The sequence below is a fragment of the Streptococcus oralis subsp. tigurinus genome (assembly GCF_002356415.1).
Lineage (GTDB): Bacteria > Bacillota > Bacilli > Lactobacillales > Streptococcaceae > Streptococcus > Streptococcus oralis_F.
This window is the reverse complement of the sequence record NZ_AP018338.1, coordinates 1,387,497-1,403,987: the sequence shown is the minus strand read 5'-3', so window position 1 is coordinate 1,403,987 and position 16,491 is coordinate 1,387,497. Positions and strand designations below refer to the sequence as shown.

General features: G+C 42.4%; 16 protein-coding genes. 15 read left to right on the top strand and 1 reads right to left on the bottom strand.

Going from position 1 to position 16,491, the window contains the following annotated elements; all coding sequences use genetic code 11:
* Positions 1 to 23: 23 nt before the first annotated feature.
* The 10 genes from STO1_RS07110 to STO1_RS07065 all read left to right on the top strand — a co-directional run bounded on the left by STO1_RS07110 (position 24) and on the right by STO1_RS07065 (position 9,308).
* On the top strand, positions 24 to 506 hold the full coding sequence (locus STO1_RS07110) for an acyl-CoA thioesterase (protein WP_000894828.1): 483 nt from the start codon (positions 24 to 26) through the stop codon (positions 504 to 506).
* Positions 507 to 664: 158 nt separating this feature from the next.
* Positions 665 to 1,645 carry an acetylxylan esterase gene (locus STO1_RS07105; RefSeq protein WP_007521182.1) on the top strand — a complete coding sequence of 327 codons (981 nt, stop codon included), beginning with the start codon at positions 665 to 667 and terminating at the stop codon, positions 1,643 to 1,645.
* 200 nt (positions 1,646 to 1,845) lie between these two features.
* Positions 1,846 to 2,544: an N-acetylmannosamine-6-phosphate 2-epimerase gene (locus tag STO1_RS07100; protein ID WP_061588654.1), complete on the top strand. Its 699-nt coding sequence runs from the start codon at positions 1,846 to 1,848 to the stop codon at positions 2,542 to 2,544.
* A gap of 113 nt (positions 2,545 to 2,657) precedes the next feature.
* Entirely contained in the window at positions 2,658 to 3,986 is a 1,329-nt protein-coding gene (locus tag STO1_RS07095; protein WP_096422608.1) for an ABC transporter substrate-binding protein, read from the top strand.
* A 219-nt stretch (positions 3,987 to 4,205) separates the two neighbouring features.
* Positions 4,206 to 5,072 carry a carbohydrate ABC transporter permease gene (locus STO1_RS07090; RefSeq protein WP_161801140.1) on the top strand — a complete coding sequence of 289 codons (867 nt, stop codon included), beginning with the start codon at positions 4,206 to 4,208 and terminating at the stop codon, positions 5,070 to 5,072.
* Positions 5,073 to 5,087: 15 nt separating this feature from the next.
* Positions 5,088 to 5,927, top strand: coding sequence for a carbohydrate ABC transporter permease (locus STO1_RS07085; RefSeq protein WP_001183243.1), 840 nt, complete (start codon positions 5,088 to 5,090; stop codon positions 5,925 to 5,927).
* A 273-nt stretch (positions 5,928 to 6,200) separates the two neighbouring features.
* Complete coding sequence (locus STO1_RS07080) at positions 6,201 to 6,653, top strand: NanQ anomerase/TabA/YiaL family protein (RefSeq protein ID WP_096422606.1); 453 nt, start codon at positions 6,201 to 6,203, stop codon at positions 6,651 to 6,653.
* 20 nt (positions 6,654 to 6,673) lie between these two features.
* Positions 6,674 to 7,318 (top strand): YesL family protein, encoded by a 645-nt coding sequence (locus STO1_RS07075; RefSeq protein WP_000057481.1) that lies wholly within the window; start codon positions 6,674 to 6,676, stop codon positions 7,316 to 7,318.
* A 170-nt stretch (positions 7,319 to 7,488) separates the two neighbouring features.
* Entirely contained in the window at positions 7,489 to 8,406 is a 918-nt protein-coding gene (locus STO1_RS07070; protein ID WP_070568360.1) for a dihydrodipicolinate synthase family protein, read from the top strand.
* Positions 8,407 to 8,423: 17 nt separating this feature from the next.
* Positions 8,424 to 9,308 (top strand): ROK family protein, encoded by an 885-nt coding sequence (locus STO1_RS07065; protein WP_061588650.1) that lies wholly within the window; start codon positions 8,424 to 8,426, stop codon positions 9,306 to 9,308.
* A 15-nt stretch (positions 9,309 to 9,323) separates the two neighbouring features.
* Here STO1_RS07065 and STO1_RS07060 read toward each other — a convergent pair whose 3' ends face one another.
* Entirely contained in the window at positions 9,324 to 10,175 is an 852-nt protein-coding gene (locus STO1_RS07060) for a MurR/RpiR family transcriptional regulator (RefSeq protein WP_096422604.1), read from the bottom strand.
* 256 nt (positions 10,176 to 10,431) lie between these two features.
* Between STO1_RS07060 and pbp2b the strand changes: the two genes are divergently transcribed.
* From pbp2b to STO1_RS07035, 5 genes are all read left to right on the top strand, one after another.
* Complete coding sequence (gene pbp2b, locus STO1_RS07055) at positions 10,432 to 12,474, top strand: penicillin-binding protein PBP2B (RefSeq protein WP_061588648.1); 2,043 nt, start codon at positions 10,432 to 10,434, stop codon at positions 12,472 to 12,474.
* A 10-nt stretch (positions 12,475 to 12,484) separates the two neighbouring features.
* Positions 12,485 to 13,081, top strand: coding sequence for a recombination mediator RecR (recR, locus tag STO1_RS07050; RefSeq protein WP_000966754.1), 597 nt, complete (start codon positions 12,485 to 12,487; stop codon positions 13,079 to 13,081).
* A gap of 173 nt (positions 13,082 to 13,254) precedes the next feature.
* A complete protein-coding gene (locus tag STO1_RS07045; RefSeq protein WP_061588647.1) occupies positions 13,255 to 14,298 on the top strand; it encodes a D-alanine--D-alanine ligase in 1,044 nt (347 codons plus the stop codon).
* Between the two features lie 82 nt (positions 14,299 to 14,380).
* Entirely contained in the window at positions 14,381 to 15,754 is a 1,374-nt protein-coding gene (locus tag STO1_RS07040) for a UDP-N-acetylmuramoyl-tripeptide--D-alanyl-D-alanine ligase (RefSeq protein WP_061588646.1), read from the top strand.
* A complete protein-coding gene (locus STO1_RS07035) occupies positions 15,741 to 16,352 on the top strand; it encodes an NUDIX hydrolase N-terminal domain-containing protein (protein ID WP_096422602.1) in 612 nt (203 codons plus the stop codon). The genes STO1_RS07040 and STO1_RS07035 overlap by 14 nt, the downstream gene beginning before the upstream one ends.
* Positions 16,353 to 16,491: the final 139 nt, after the last annotated feature.

The following is a 16,491-nucleotide window of genomic DNA, read 5'->3' as shown; positions in this document are numbered from 1 at the left end:
CTGAATAAGGAGGAGTGAAAAGAATGTTAGAAACCAGAACGATTGCTATCCAGGATAGGTATGGAGAACGATTCCAGCATTGTTGGGGATGTGGTCCAAAGAATGATTTAGGTTTACATTTAAAAACCTATCCAAGTGTAGATGGGAGTAGTTGTATTAGTCGTATAAAGCTTGAGAATGCTTATACTGGTGGAGTTCCTTCAAATGTCTTTGGAGGAATGATAGCGACTATTTTTGATTGCCATGGCACGGCCTCAGCAGCTTGGTTTGCCCATCATCAAAAAGGGTTGGAACTGACGGAATCAACTGTGATAGGACGTTTTATTACAGCTCGCTTGGAGATTGATTACCTTAGTCCTAGTCCAATTGAAGATGAAATTGTGGTCACTTCTACTCTGGAGGAATTAGGGGAAAGAAAAGCAATTATTGCTATGGAGATGACAGTGGCTACTAAAGTCCGTGCCAAAGCCAAAATGGTAGCAGTTGCTGTGAAGGATCATATGTAAAACGGAGGATTAGAAGTTTAAGATTTTAAAACTACTTTCAAACGATGCGTTTGAGGGAGGAGAATTTAAAATCACTTTCTGTTTACCATTCTTTCTTGCATTGCTTTTCTAGATATGCTACAGTTATGATAACGATTACAAATTAAAAGGAGCATGCTATGAAAAACCCAGCTTTGCTAGAAGAAATCAAGACTTATAAAGGAAGGGATGAGGTCCCAGAAGATTTTGATGCTTTTTGGAATGAGGAAGTCAAAAAAGTTTCAGTCCTTCCTGCCTACCAGTGGGAGGAAAAGGATTTCCATATTCCTCAAGTAAGGTGCTATGAACTGACCTTTGAGGGAACTAATGAAGGCAAGGTCTATGCACGCGTCGTCCTTCCAAAGACTGAGGAGAAGGTTCCGCTAATCTTCCATTTCCATGGATACATGGGGCGTGGTTGGGACTGGGCTGACATGCTGGCCTATACGGTGGCTGGTTACGGTGTTGTTTCCATGGATGTGCGGGGCCAGTCGGGCTATTCGCAAGACGGCTTGCGCTCTCCACTAGGAAATACGGTGAAGGGGCATATCATCCGTGGTGCTGTGGAAGGTCGGGAACATCTCTTTTATAAGGATGTCTATCTGGATATTTACCAGTTGATCGAAATTGTTGCTAGTCTACCTCAGGTAGATGAGGAAAGACTTTCTAGCTATGGCGCCTCACAGGGAGGGGCTTTAGCCCTGGTTGCAGCGGCGCTCAATCCTAGGATTCAGAAAACAGTTGCCATCTATCCTTTCTTGTCTGACTTTAGACGAGTGATTGAGATTGGCAATACCAGTGAAGCCTATGATGAACTCTTCCGTTATTTCAAGTTCCACGATCCTTTCCATGAAACAGAGGAGGAAATCATGGCGACCCTTGCCTACATCGATGTGAAAAATCTTGCCCATCGCATTCAAGGTGAGGTCAAGATGATTACGGGCTTGGATGACGATGTTTGCTATCCTATTACCCAGTTTGCAATTTACAATCGTCTAATTTGCGAAAAGGCCTATCGCATCATGCCTGAGTATGCCCACGAAGCCATGAATGTTTTTGTCAATGACCAAGTTTATAACTGGCTCTGTGGTAGTGAGATTCCTTTTAAGTACGCAAGATAATGAATGAGAGAGCCCAGGAGCTCTCTTTTTTGTTTTTTAATAAAAATTATTTAAAATAGATGGCTCTCTGAAACTACTTTCAGGATAGTCTGTTCTATAAAATAGTTTTGAAACTGAAATCTATTCTATCACAACCTATTGAAAGCGCTTAACAAATGATATATAATAAGCCCATAAGAACAAGAAAGGGAGGAAAGAGGATGCCACAGATCAGCAAAGAAGCCTTGATTGAACAAATCAAAGATGGAATCATTGTCTCTTGCCAGGCACTTCCTCACGAACCGCTTTATACAGAAGCGGGAGGAGTCATTCCCTTGCTAGTCAAAGCGGCTGAGCAAGGTGGAGCAGTCGGTATCCGAGCAAACAGTGTTCGCGATATCAAGGAGATTAAGGAGGTTACGAAACTTCCGATTATCGGTATTATCAAACGTGACTATCCGCCACAGGAGCCTTTCATTACAGCTACGATGAGAGAAGTTGATGAACTGGCTGAACTAGACATTGAGGTCATTGCTCTGGATTGTACCAAACGTGAACGTTACGACGGTTTGGAAATCCAAGACTTCATCCGACAAGTCAAAAAAAAATATCCGCATCAACTCTTAATGGCTGATACCAGCACGTTTGAAGAGGGAATAGCAGCAGTTGAAGCCGGAATTGATTTTGTTGGAACAACCCTGTCAGGTTACACCTCTTATAGTCCGAAAGTGGATGGTCCAGACTTTGAACTGATCAAAAAGCTGTGTGAAGCCGGTGTGGATGTCATCGCTGAAGGGAAAATTCATACACCAGAACAAGCTAAGCAAATCCTTGAATATGGGGTGCGAGGTATCGTTGTTGGTGGAGCGATTACTAGACCAAAAGAGATTACGGAACGCTTTGTTGCCGGTCTTAAATAACATAATCTCAAAACAGAGGAGAGTGGTCGATGCGTCGAACAAAATAAAAACGTATACAAATACAAAGAACTCATTATCCAATATGGATACGCTTATCAATTAGGAGAATACAAATGAAATTTAGAAAACTAGCTTGTACAGTACTTGCGGGTGCTGCGATTCTTGGCCTTGCAGCTTGTGGTAACTCTGGTGGAAGTAAAGATGCGGGAAATTCTGGTAGCGATAGCGGAAAAACAGAAATCACTTGGTGGGCATTCCCAGTCTTCACACAAGAAAAAACGAGTGACGGTGTTGGAACTTATGAAAAATCAATCATCGAAGCTTTTGAAAAAGCAAATCCAGATGTAAAAGTGAAATTGGAAACCATCGACTTCAAGTCAGGTCCTGAAAAGATCACAACAGCCATCGAAGCAGGGACAGCGCCAGACGTACTCTTTGACGCACCAGGGCGTATCATCCAATACGGTAAAAATGGTAAATTGGCTGAGTTGAACGACCTCTTCACAGACGAATTCATCAAAGATGTCAACAACGAAAACATCGTACAAGCAAGTAAGGCTGGAGACAAAGCTTACATGTATCCAATCAGTTCAGCTCCATTCTACATGGCTATGAACAAGAAAATGTTGGAAGATGCTGGAGTTGCAAACCTTGTAAAAGAAGGTTGGACAACTGATGACTTTGAAAAAGTTTTGAAAGCGCTTAAAGATAAAGGCTATACACCAGGTTCATTGTTCAGTTCTGGTCAAGGGGGAGACCAAGGAACACGTGCCTTCATCGCAAACCTTTATGGCGGTTCTGTAACAGACAAAGACGTAACCAAATATACAACAGACGATCCTAAATTCGTCAAAGGTCTTGAAAAAGCTGCTAGCTGGATTAAAGACGGTTTGTTGAACAACGGTTCACAATTTGACGGTGGAGCAGACATCCAAAACTTTGCCAACGGTCAAACTTCATACACAATCCTTTGGGCACCAGCTCAAAACGGTATCCAAGCGAAGCTCTTGGAAGCAAGTAAGGTAGACGTGGTAGAAGTACCATTCCCATCAGACTCTGGTAAACCATCTCTTGAATACCTTGTAAACGGATTTGCAGTATTTAACAACAAAGACGATAAGAAAATCGCTGCTGCTAAGAAATTCGTTCAATTCATCGCAGATGACAAAGAATGGGGTCCTAAAGACGTTGTTCGTACAGGTGCCTTCCCAGTTCGTACATCATTTGGCAAACTTTATGATGACAAACGTATGGAAACAATCAGCAGCTGGACTAAATACTACTCACCATACTACAACACTATCGATGGATTTGCTGAAATGAGAACACTTTGGTTCCCAATGTTGCAATCTGTATCAAATGGTGATGAAAAACCAGCGGATGCTTTGAAAGCCTTCACTGAAAAAGCTAATGAAACCATCAAAAAAGCTACAAAACAATAAGCACTAAGTCAGATTGATTCCCCCCTTTTCCCTGAGCACCACGGTGTAAGAAAAGGGGGACTTTTGTTTGAAATGTAAGGAACTGTCACGAAATTAAAATGAAGTTCTTACATAAGCGAATCTTAAAAAATTTCATTTTGGTTTTAAAACAGTTCAAGAAAATCAAAAACTATTCTATTTGAAAGAGAGGTGCCGACTGTGAAAGTCAATAAAATTCGTATGCGGGAAACAGTGATTTCCTACGCTTTCCTAGCACCAGTGTTATTCTTCTTTGTCATCTTTGTCTTGGCTCCTATGATTATGGGATTCATTACAAGTTTCTTTAACTACTCCATGACTAAATTTGAGTTTGTGGGCTTGGACAACTACATTCGCATGTTTAAAGACCCTGTCTTTGTGAAGTCTTTGATCAATACCGTTATCCTGGTTATTGGATCTGTTCCGATTGTGGTTCTCTTCTCTCTCTTTGTAGCATCTCAAACCTATCATCAAAATGCCATTGCCCGTTCTTTTTATCGTTTCGTCTTCTTCCTTCCTGTAGTTACAGGTAGTGTTGCCGTAACGGTTGTATGGAAATGGATCTATGATCCACTATCAGGGATTTTAAACTTTGTCCTTAAGTCAAGCCACATCATCAGCCAAAACATTTCTTGGCTGGGTGACAAAAACTGGGCTTTGCTAGCGATTATGATTATCCTTTTGACAACATCTGTTGGTCAACCGATTATCCTTTATATCGCTGCTATGGGGAATATTGATAACTCACTTGTTGAAGCAGCGCGTGTTGACGGTGCGACTGAATTTCAAGTCTTCTGGAAGATCAAATGGCCTAGCCTTCTTCCAACAACTCTTTACATCGCAATCATCACAACCATCAACTCATTCCAATGTTTCGCCTTGATTCAGTTGTTGACATCTGGTGGTCCAAACTACTCAACAAGTACCTTGATGTACTACCTTTACGAAAAAGCCTTCCAATTGACAGAGTACGGCTATGCCAATACCATCGGTGTCTTCTTAGCAGTGATGATTGCCATTGTCAGCTTTGCTCAATTCAAGATCCTCGGAAACGACGTAGAATACTAAAGAAAGGAGACAGTTATGCAACCTACACAAAAGAAACCTTTAACAGCTTTCACTGTTATTTCAACGATTATCTTGCTCTTGTTGACCGTACTGTTCATCTTTCCATTCTACTGGATCTTGACAGGGGCCTTCAAATCACAGCCTGATACCATTATGATTCCGCCACAGTGGTTCCCTAAAATGCCAACCATGGAAAACTTCCAACAACTCATGGTGCAAAACCCTGCTATGCAGTGGATGTGGAACTCTGTATTTATCTCACTAGTAACTATGTTCCTAGTCTGTGCAACCTCTTCTCTAGCAGGTTATGTCTTGGCTAAAAAACGTTTCTATGGTCAACGCATTCTCTTTGCAGTCTTTATCGCTGCCATGGCACTTCCAAAACAAGTTGTCCTTGTACCATTGGTACGTATCGTCAACTTCATGGGAATTCACGATACTCTTTGGGCAGTTATCTTGCCTTTGATTGGATGGCCATTTGGGGTCTTCCTCATGAAACAGTTCAGCGAAAACATCCCTACAGAATTGCTTGAATCAGCTAAAATCGACGGTTGTGGTGAGATTCGTACCTTCTGGAGCGTAGCCTTCCCTATCGTGAAACCAGGATTTGCAGCTCTTGCAATCTTTACCTTCATCAATACTTGGAACGACTACTTTATGCAGTTGGTTATGTTGACTTCACGTCAAAATTTGACTATCTCACTCGGGGTTGCGACCATGCAGGCCGAAATGGCAACCAACTACGGTTTGATCATGGCGGGTGCAGCTCTTGCAGCAGTGCCAATCGTAACAGTCTTCCTTGTCTTCCAAAAATCCTTCACTCAGGGTATTACTATGGGAGCTGTTAAAGGATAATACTCTGCGAAAATCGAATTCAAACTACGTCAGCATCACCTTGCCATACTTAAGTATTGCCTGCGGTTAGCTTCCTAGTTTGTTCTTCGATTTTCATTGAGTATAGGAAAAACTGTCTATCAAAATTCAGAAGAATATGTTATAGACTAAGAGAAATATAGTTTCATAAGTGTCTACAAAATGGAGAGTATGCAGTTACTTCGTGAAGTTTTGTCAGACACTTATCAACTTAATTTATGATTTTAGTTAACTATCAGAAACGAAGGAAACAGAATGATTTTTGACGATTTGAAAAACATCGCCTTTTACAAGGGAATCCATCCCAATCTTGACAAGGTTATCGACTATCTCTATCAGCACCGTAAAGATTCTTTCGAACTCGGTAAGTATGAGATTGACGGGGACAAGGTCTTTCTAGTTGTTCAGGAAAATGTCCTCAATCAAGCTGAAAATGATCAGTTTGAGCACCATAAACACTATGCAGATTTGCATTTGCTGGTAGAAGGACATGAATATTCGAGCTACGGTTCACGTATCAAAGACGAAGCGGTAGCATTCGATGAAGCGAGTGACATTGGTTTTGTTCATTGTCATGAACGCTACCCACTCTTGTTGGGCTATCACAATTTTGCGATTTTCTTCCCAGGAGAACCGCATCAGCCAAATGGCTATGCAGGTATGGAAGAGAAGGTTCGCAAATATCTCTTTAAAATTTTGATTGATTAAAAGAATCAGGAGGAGCAAACATGGCACAAAAAGGAGTAAGCCTGATCAAGGCAGCATTTGATACAGATAATTTTCTCATGCGTTTCAGTGAGAAGGTCTTGGATATCGTGACAGCCAATCTTCTTTTTGTTGTCTCTTGTTTGCCTATCGTGACGATTGGAGTGGCAAAAATCAGCCTCTATGAGACTATGTTTGAGATTAAGAGAAGCAGACGGGTACCAGTCTTTAGAACTTATATAAGGGCCTTCAAGCAAAATCTGAAACTGGGTTTCCAGTTAGGTTTGCTAGAATTGGGCATTGTTTTGCTGAGCCTTTTAGATCTCTATCTTTTCTGGGGCCAGACAGCTTTGCCTTTCCAGATTGTGAAAGCTATTTGTTTGGGGATTCTCATCTTCCTCACTCTCGTGATGCTGGCTAGTTATCCCATCGCTGCGCGCTATGATTTGTCTTGGAAAGAAGTGCTGCAAAAAGGGCTTATCTTGGCAAGTTTTAACTTTCCGTGGTTCTTCCTCATGTTAGCCATTCTCTTTCTCATTGTGATGGTTCTTTATCTATCCGCCTTCACTCTCCTCTTGGGAGGATCAGCTTTTATCCTCTTTGGTTTTGGTTTGCTAGTCTTTCTCCAAGCAGGATTGATGGAGAAAATTTTCGCTAAATACCAGTAGGATGGCTTGTTTCTGAAACTACTTTCAATCGTTACAGTTTCTAAAATACAAGTAGAAACTAAAATCTAAGTGTATACAAGATATTGAAAGCGATTTTCACAAGGTGTATACTAAACTTGTAAAGAATAGAACTGCTCTCAGCAGAAAAAAGAAATCTTAGGAGAAAATCTATGTCAGATTTAAAAAAATACGAAGGTGTCATTCCAGCCTTCTACGCATGTTATGATGATCAAGGAGAAGTCAGTCCAGAGCGTACGCGCGCCTTGGTTCAATACTTCATTGATAAGGGAGTTCAAGGTCTCTATGTCAATGGTTCTTCTGGTGAATGTATCTACCAAAGTGTGGCAGACCGCAAGTTGATTTTGGAAGAAGTCATGGCAGTTGCCAAGGGCAAATTGACCATCATCGCTCACGTAGCTTGCAACAATACCAAAGACAGTATGGAACTTGCTCGCCACGCAGAAAGCTTGGGTGTAGATGCCATTGCAACGATTCCACCGATTTACTTCCGCTTGCCAGAATACTCAGTTGCTAAATACTGGAACGATATCAGTTCTGCAGCTCCAAATACAGACTACGTGATTTATAACATTCCTCAATTGGCAGGAGTTGCTTTAACTCCAAGTCTCTACACTGAAATGTTGAAAAATCCTCGTGTTATCGGTGTGAAGAACTCTTCTATGCCAGTTCAAGATATCCAAACTTTTGTTAGCCTTGGTGGGGAAGACCATATCGTCTTTAATGGTCCAGATGAACAGTTCCTAGGTGGTCGCCTCATGGGTGCCAAAGCTGGTATCGGTGGTACTTATGGTGCGATGCCAGAACTCTTCTTGAAACTAAATCAGTTGATTGCTGAAAAAGACTTGGAAACAGCGCGTGAATTGCAGTATGCTATCAACGCAATCATTGGTAAATTGACTGCTGCACATGGAAATATGTACGGTGTGATCAAAGAAGTCTTGAAAATCAATGAGGGACTTAACATTGGATCAGTTCGTTCACCATTGACACCAGTGACTGAAGAAGATCGACCAGTTGTAGAAGCAGCTGCAGCCTTGATTCGTGAAACCAAGGAGCGCTTCCTCTAATCCATAAGGAGGTATTTATGACACACTACGTTGCAATTGATATTGGCGGAACCAACATCAAATATGGTTTGATCGACCAAGAAGGCCAACTTGTTGAATCGCATGAAATGCCAACTGAGGCGCATAAGGGTGGACCCCATATCTTACAAAAGACAAAAGATATCGTAGCCAGCTATTTAGAAAAGGGCCCAGTAGCAGGTGTTGCCATTTCTTCTGCAGGGATGGTGGATCCTGATAAGGGTGAAATCTTCTATGCTGGTCCTCAGATTCCCAACTATGCAGGAACCCAGTTCAAGAAGGAAATCGAGACTAGCTTTGCGATTCCTTGCGAAATTGAAAATGATGTCAACTGTGCAGGTCTTGCTGAGGCAGTATCTGGTTCAGGCAAGGGAGCGAGTGTGACACTTTGTTTGACCATTGGAACAGGTATCGGTGGTTGCTTGATTATGGATGGGAAAGTTTTCCATGGATTTAGCAACTCAGCTTGCGAAGTTGGTTATATGCACATGCAGGATGGAGCTTTCCAAGACTTGGCTTCTACGACAGCCTTGGTAGAATATGTAGCAACAGGTCATGGCGATCCAGTTGATCAGTGGAATGGCCGACGCATTTTCAAGGAAGCTACTGAAGGAAACAAGATTTGTATGGCTGGTATTGACCGCATGGTAGACTACCTTGGGAAAGGTCTGGCAAATATTTGCTACGTTGCCAATCCAGAAGTGGTCATTCTCGGTGGCGGGATCATGGGGCAAGAGGCTATCCTCAAACCGAAGATCCGCACAGCCTTGAAGGCGGCCTTGGTGCCAAGCCTAGCTGAAAAAACACGATTAGAATTTGCCCATCACCAAAACACAGCAGGTATGTTGGGTGCCTATTATCATTTCAAAACAAAACAATCCTAGTTTGGTTCAACCAAACTAGGATTTTCTAACGCGTTTTTGTCTACGATAGCCATTGAGTTTTTTATTTTCCCAATAGCTATTAAAGATTTTCTCCTTGCTTTCACGATTGATTTCCAAAAAGTAGGCATAAACCAAATCTATAAGGAAGAGCATGGGGAGCTGAGCGGATATCCGTTGAATGTAGGAAGGCTGGCTGTGGCTAGCAACAAGAACGGTCTCTGTATAGGCCTGACTATTTTTGTTTGGAGCGCTGGTAAAGAGGATGGTCTTGGCCCCCATCTCTTTTGCGTCTAATAGACTGTCTAAAATAGAAGGAGTTGTACCAGAAAGTGAGAAACCGAGTACTAGACAATTTTCATCCATGATGCTGGTCGTCCATGCAAAGCCGTCCTGATCGGTTAAGGCTTCACAGACTACACCCAGACGCATGAAACGCAGTTTCATTTCACGAGCGACAAGACCGGAACTACCTGTTCCAAAGAAGTAGACACGCTCAGCATCTTCGATTAACTGGGCAACGCGTTCCAGTTGTTCTTCGTCAATCAAATCCTGCGTTTGTTCTCGCATGATACTGTAGCTTCGCAAAACACGTTTGGTCAAAGGACTATGTTTGTGGAAATGAGTGTCCGGTTTACTAGCCTGATGCTGGTATTGAAAGACGAATTCTCGGTAACCTGTAAAACCACACTTTTTGGCAAAGCGGGTCAATGCTGCTTGGGAGATATGTAATTTCTGGGTAACTTGCTGAGAAGAAAGATCATCTTGACTCGTTTCAGGTTGTAAAAAATAGCGAGCGATTTCTTGCTCGAGCTCGGTTAATTCTTCAAAATGGAGGTCGATTATGGTTGCGATATCTGGCTTGTTCATGAGGCTCCTTTTTATGAGTCAAAGTCTTAAAGGTTAACGCTTTCCTAACTATTACTATCATTATATCATAGAAGTTAGGATAACCAAATAAAAAGGCATTTTCAGTTGAAAGTCAAAAAATGCTTCGACTTTTCCAAGAGTTTCTCCGTAAAATATGGTACAATGAAAAGTACTGAGCTTCACCTGTTTGCTCTATTATTTTATATGTAAATAAAGGTGAAAATCGGAAATTTTTCTAGAAAAGAGTCTTAGTTGTATGAGAAAATTCAATAGCCATTCGATTCCTATTCGGCTTAATTTACTGTTTGCCATTGTTATCCTCTTGTTTATGGCCATTATTGGTCGATTGTTATACATGCAGGTGCTCAATAAAGATTTCTATGAAACAAAATTGGCCTCAGCCAGCCAGACAAGGGTAACAACCAGTTCAGCTCGTGGACAGATCTATGATGCGGCAGGGAAACCCTTGGTAGAAAACACTGTCAAGCAGGTTGTTTCTTTCACACGAAACAATAAAATGACAGCAGCAGAATTGAAGGAGACAGCCAAGAAACTTCTCACATATGTGAATGTGACCTCCCCTAATTTGACAGACCGTCAGATTGCAGACTACTACTTGGCGGACCAGGACGTTTACAAAACAACAGTCGAATCCTTGCCAAGTGATAAACGCCTAGATTCAGATGGGAACCGCTTATCTGAAGCGACTCTCTACAATAATGCAGTTGAAAGTATTGACGTGAGTCAACTCAATTATACAGATGACCAGAAAAAGGAAATCTATCTCTTTAGTCAGCTCAATGCCGTTGAAAATTTTGCGACGGGCACCATTTCTACGGATGCCTTGAATGATACCCAAGTTGCTCTCGTTGCATCAGCATCCAAGGAATTACCAGGGATTAGTATTTCAACTTCATGGGATCGGAAAGTCCTAGACACTTCTTTGTCTTCAATTGTAGGTAGTGTATCAAGTGAAAAATCAGGTCTTCCAGCGGAGGAAGTGGACGCTTATTTGAAAAAAGGGTATTCTCTCAATGACCGAGTGGGAACTTCCTATCTTGAAAAGCAATATGAAGATGTTCTTCAAGGCAAACGCTCCGTCAAGGAAATCCACCTCGACAAACACGGGAATATGGAAAGTGTAGAAAATGTCGAAGAAGGAAGCAAAGGAAACAACATCAAACTAACGATTGACCTAACTTTTCAGAATGGTGTAGATGATCTACTCAAGAGCTACTTCAACTCAGAGTTGGGTAACGGTGGAGCCAAATACTCTGAAGGAGTCTACGCTGTAGCCCTCAATCCTAAAACCGGTGCAGTTCTAGCGATGTCGGGTGTCAAGCATGATGTCGAATCCGGTGAATTAAGTTCAGATTCGCTAGGAACGATAACCAATGTCTTTGTTCCAGGATCTGTCGTTAAGGCAGCAACCCTTAGCTCTGGTTGGGAAAATGGGGTCTTGTCAGGAAATCAAACTTTGACAGATCAGCCGATTGTTTTCCAAGGTTCGGCTCCGATCAATTCATGGTATACCTTGTCCTATGGCTCCTTCCCTATCACAGCAGTTGAGGCTCTAGAGTACTCTTCTAATACCTACATGGTTCAGACTGCGCTAGGGATCATGGGGCAGTCCTACCAGCCAAATATGATAGTCGCAACTGATCAGTTAGAAACTGCAATGGGCAAGTTGCGATCAACCTTTGGGGAATATGGACTTGGAGCTTCAACAGAGATTGACCTCCCAGATGAATCTACAGGATTTACACCAAAAGAATTTGATTTGGCCAACTATATTAATAACGCCTTTGGCCAGTTTGATAACTACACACCTATGCAGTTAGCCCAGTATGTCGCAACCATTGCAAACAATGGCGTACGATTGGCTCCTCACATCGTTGAGGGAGTTTATGGAAACAATGAACAAGGTGGCTTAGGTAATCTAGTTCAAGAAACAGCCACCAAGGAACTGAACAAGATCAATATCTCAGAAGCGGATATGGCCCTCTTGCACCAAGGTTTCTATCAAGTTTCGCATGGAACGAGCGCTCTGACAACTGGTCGTGCCTTTTCAAATGGCGCAGCCGTTTCCATCAGCGGGAAAACGGGGACGGCCGAAAGTTATGTTAATGGCGGTCAAAAGGCCAATAATACCAACGCAGTTGCTTATGCTCCGTCCGATAATCCTCAAATCGCGGTCGCAGTCGTCTTTCCTCATAACACCAACCTAACAAATGGTGTCGGACCTTCAATTGCGCGTGATATCATCAATCTTTATAACCAACAACATCCAATGAATTAGAAAGGAACTTATGCTGTATCCAACACCTATTGCCAAGTTAATTGATAGCTATTCGAAGCTTCCAGGTATCGGGATCAAAACGGCTACTCGTCTCGCCTTCTATACCATTGGAATGTCTGATGACGATGTCAATGAATTTGCAAAAAATCTCCTATCTGCCAAGCGGGAATTGACCTATTGTTCCATCTGTGGTCGCTTGACCGATGATGATCCCTGCTCTATCTGCACAGATCCGACTCGAGACCAGACAACGATCTTAGTGCTAGAGGATAGTCGCGATGTGGCTGCTATGGAAAATATCCAAGAATACCACGGACTCTATCATGTCTTGCACGGTCTCATTTCTCCTATGAATGGTATCAGTCCAGACGATATCAATCTCAAGAGCCTCATGACCCGTCTCATGGATAGTGAGGTTTCAGAGGTAATCGTGGCAACCAATGCGACAGCAGATGGGGAAGCGACGTCTATGTACCTCTCTCGTTTGCTCAAACCAGCTGGTATCAAGGTCACTCGCCTAGCACGAGGCCTAGCCGTGGGAGCAGATATCGAGTATGCGGATGAGGTCACACTTTTACGAGCCATTGAAAATCGGACAGAGTTGTAGGTGAAGACCAGTTTACAAACTCAATTCATTATACAAAAATCGAGGAGACCGACTTTGTTTTTATCGGTCTCTTTTTATGTTTTTTGAAGATCAGTATTAGCTTCAAGTTTTAAAAAAGAAGCAAATATGATATACTAAAGAACGAATATTCTATTAGAATTAGGACAAACAATATGAAACAAACAATTATTCTTTTATACGGCGGACGCAGTGCAGAACGTGAAGTGTCTGTATTGTCAGCTGAAAGTGTTATGCGTGCGGTCAACTACGACCGTTTCACAGTCAAGACTTTCTTTATCAGCCAGTCAGGTGACTTTATCAAAACACAGGAATTTAGCCGGACTCCAGGTCAAGAGGATCGTCTCATGACAAATGCGACTATTGACTGGGGCAAGAAAATAGCGCCAAGTGCCATCTACGAAGAAGGTGCAGTGGTCTTCCCAGTCCTTCATGGTCCGATGGGAGAAGATGGTTCTGTTCAAGGATTTCTTGAAGTTTTGAAAATGCCCTATGTCGGCTGCAATATCTTGTCATCAAGCCTTGCCATGGATAAAATCACGACCAAGCGAGTTTTAGAATCTGTAGGGATTGCCCAAGTTCCTTATGTGGCCATCGTTGAAGGTGATGATGTGACTGCTAAAATCGCTGAAGTTGAAGAAAAATTGACTTATCCAGTCTTCACGAAACCGTCAAACATGGGTTCAAGTGTCGGTATTTCTAAGTCTGAAAACCAAGAAGAACTCCGTCAAGCTTTGGAACTTGCCTTCCAATATGACAGCCGTGTCTTGGTTGAGCAAGGAGTGAATGCCCGTGAAATCGAGGTTGGTCTCTTGGGAAACTACGATGTTAAGAGCACGCTTCCTGGTGAAGTGGTCAAGGACGTTGCTTTCTACGACTACGATGCCAAGTATATTGACAACAAGATTACCATGGACATCCCAGCCAAGATTAGTGATGATGTAGTAGCTGTCATGCGTCAAAATGCAGAAACTGCCTTCCGTGCGATCGGTGGCCTTGGTCTATCTCGTTGTGATTTCTTCTATACAGATAAGGGCGAGGTTTTCCTAAACGAGCTCAATACCATGCCAGGTTTTACCCAGTGGTCTATGTACCCACTACTTTGGGACAATATGGGAATCAGCTATCCAGAACTAATCGAGCGTTTGGTTGACCTTGCTAAGGAGAGCTTTAACAAGCACGAAGCGCATTTGCTATAAAATGAAAGAAGGGGTAGAAGCCAGAATCGTCACTGTAGGTGATTAGAGTTCTCGGACTTCAACCCTTTTTAAAGGAGTAGAAATGAAACTAACAATCCATGAAGTCGCCCAAGCTGTTGGAGCTAAAAATGATGTCAGTATCTTTGAGGATGCCCAGTTAGAAAAGGCTGAGTTTGACAGTCGTTTGATTGGGACGGGAAATTTGTTTGTGCCCCTCAAAGGTGCACGTGATGGTCATGACTTTATCGAAACAGCTTTTGAAAATGGTGCAGCAGTAACCTTGTCTGAGAAAGAGGTTGCAAATCATCCCTACATTTTAGTAGATGACGTTTTGTCTGCCTTTCAAACCCTAGCTGCCTACTATCTTGAAAAAACAGCAGTTGATGTCTTTGCGGTAACGGGTTCAAATGGTAAAACAACGACCAAGGATATGTTGGCGCACTTGCTATCAACAACCTACAAGACCTACAAAACTCAAGGCAATTACAATAACGAGATTGGACTTCCCTACACAGTTCTCCACATGCCTGAAGGGACAGAAAAGTTGGTCTTGGAGATGGGGCAGGATCACTTGGGGGATATTCATCTCTTGTCTGAATTGGCTCATCCAAAGACAGCCATCGTGACCTTGGTTGGAGAAGCCCATTTGGCCTTTTTCAAAGACCGTTCGGAAATCGCTAAAGGGAAGATGCAAATTGCAGACGGTATGGCACCTGGTTCCTTGCTCTTGGCTCCAGCTGACCCTATCGTAGAGGACTACTTGCCAACTGATAAAAAGGTGGTTCGTTTTGGGCAAGGAGCAGAGCTGGAAATTACAGACTTGATTGAGCGCAAGGATAGTCTGACCTTTAAGGCTAATTTTTTGGAACAAACCCTCGATTTGCCAGTGACAGGTAAGTACAATGCCACCAATGCTATGATTGCATCTTATGTTGCCCTACAAGAAGGAGTTTCAGAGGAACAGATTCATCAGGCCTTTCAGAACCTAGAATTGACCCGTAATCGTACTGAGTGGAAGAAAGCAGCCAATGGAGCAGATATCCTGTCAGATGTCTACAATGCCAATCCAACTGCTATGAAGTTGATTTTGGAGACATTCTCTGCCATCCCAGCTAATGAAGGGGGCAAGAAAATCGCTGTCTTAGCGGACATGAAGGAACTTGGTGACCAGTCTGTTCAACTCCATAACCAGATGATTTTGAGCCTCTCGCCAGATGTGCTGGATACCGTTATTTTCTACGGAGAAGACATTGCCGAATTGGCACAACTGGCTAGTCAAATGTTCCCAATCGGTCATGTATTCTACTTTAAGAAAACTGCGAGCGAAGATCAATTTGAAGACCTTGTCAAGCAAGTTAAGGAAAGACTCGGTGCCAATGACCAAATTTTGCTCAAAGGCTCTAACTCCATGAATCTAGCCAAGCTGGTAGAAAGTTTAGAAAATGAATGCAAGTGATTTTACCAAGTATCTGCAAAGAATGCTAGCCATTACGGATACTGGATTAACCTTTACAAAAGATCCTTTCGACCGTGAGCGCTACGAGGACTTGCGAAGTCTGTTATCTGAAATGTTGAATCAGGTATCAGACCTCGATGCAGAAGAAGTGGCAGAAGTCTTGAAACCAACGTCCGCTTATGCAACTCCTCTGATGGACGTCCGTGCTTGGATTGTTGAGGATGAAAAAGTCTGTTTAGTTAGAGGAAAAGGGGAGGATAGTTGGGCTTTGCCAGGTGGTTTTGGTGAAGTCGGCTACTCTCCAACCGAAAATATTCTTAAAGAAATTGAAGAAGAAACCGGCTTTACAGCAAAAGCTGAAAGGTTACTTGCAGTTTTTGATACTAATCGTTTCCAACTGCAGAGCAAACAATATGCAAAGTTTGTCTTTGAATGTAAGCTTCTTGATGGACAATTTCAAGAGAATCAAGAAATTGCTGAGCTTCAATTTTTTGCCATTGACCAATTGCCAGTCTTATCTGAAAAACGCATCACCAAGGAGCAAATGGAGATTATTTGGCAGGTTTATAAAGGACAAAGAGACCAATATGTTGATTAGTTTATGCTAGAGAAGTTGACAAATCAAAAAAGGGTATCTGCAAGGTGCATTTCTGCAATACAAATGATATAATAGGTTGAGAAATGAACACCTTAAGATTCTAAGACATGTTCTGGAATCAAATCTGATAAAAATGAGA

Excerpts from the sequence above, each read along its gene's own strand:
- STO1_RS07110 (WP_000894828.1), top strand. The coding sequence starts at position 24 with ATGTTAGAAACCAGAACGATTGCTATCCAGGATAGGTATGGAGAACGA.
- STO1_RS07105 (WP_007521182.1), top strand. The coding sequence starts at position 665 with ATGAAAAACCCAGCTTTGCTAGAAGAAATCAAGACTTATAAAGGAAGG.
- STO1_RS07100 (WP_061588654.1), top strand. The coding sequence starts at position 1,846 with ATGCCACAGATCAGCAAAGAAGCCTTGATTGAACAAATCAAAGATGGA.
- STO1_RS07095 (WP_096422608.1), top strand. The coding sequence starts at position 2,658 with ATGAAATTTAGAAAACTAGCTTGTACAGTACTTGCGGGTGCTGCGATT.
- STO1_RS07090 (WP_161801140.1), top strand. The coding sequence starts at position 4,206 with ATGCGGGAAACAGTGATTTCCTACGCTTTCCTAGCACCAGTGTTATTC.
- STO1_RS07085 (WP_001183243.1), top strand. The coding sequence starts at position 5,088 with ATGCAACCTACACAAAAGAAACCTTTAACAGCTTTCACTGTTATTTCA.
- STO1_RS07080 (WP_096422606.1), top strand. The coding sequence starts at position 6,201 with ATGATTTTTGACGATTTGAAAAACATCGCCTTTTACAAGGGAATCCAT.
- STO1_RS07075 (WP_000057481.1), top strand. The coding sequence starts at position 6,674 with ATGGCACAAAAAGGAGTAAGCCTGATCAAGGCAGCATTTGATACAGAT.
- STO1_RS07070 (WP_070568360.1), top strand. The coding sequence starts at position 7,489 with ATGTCAGATTTAAAAAAATACGAAGGTGTCATTCCAGCCTTCTACGCA.
- STO1_RS07065 (WP_061588650.1), top strand. The coding sequence starts at position 8,424 with ATGACACACTACGTTGCAATTGATATTGGCGGAACCAACATCAAATAT.
- STO1_RS07060 (WP_096422604.1), bottom strand. The coding sequence starts at position 10,175 with ATGAACAAGCCAGATATCGCAACCATAATCGACCTCCATTTTGAAGAA.
- pbp2b (WP_061588648.1), top strand. The coding sequence starts at position 10,432 with ATGAGAAAATTCAATAGCCATTCGATTCCTATTCGGCTTAATTTACTG.
- recR (WP_000966754.1), top strand. The coding sequence starts at position 12,485 with ATGCTGTATCCAACACCTATTGCCAAGTTAATTGATAGCTATTCGAAG.
- STO1_RS07045 (WP_061588647.1), top strand. The coding sequence starts at position 13,255 with ATGAAACAAACAATTATTCTTTTATACGGCGGACGCAGTGCAGAACGT.
- STO1_RS07040 (WP_061588646.1), top strand. The coding sequence starts at position 14,381 with ATGAAACTAACAATCCATGAAGTCGCCCAAGCTGTTGGAGCTAAAAAT.
- STO1_RS07035 (WP_096422602.1), top strand. The coding sequence starts at position 15,741 with ATGAATGCAAGTGATTTTACCAAGTATCTGCAAAGAATGCTAGCCATT.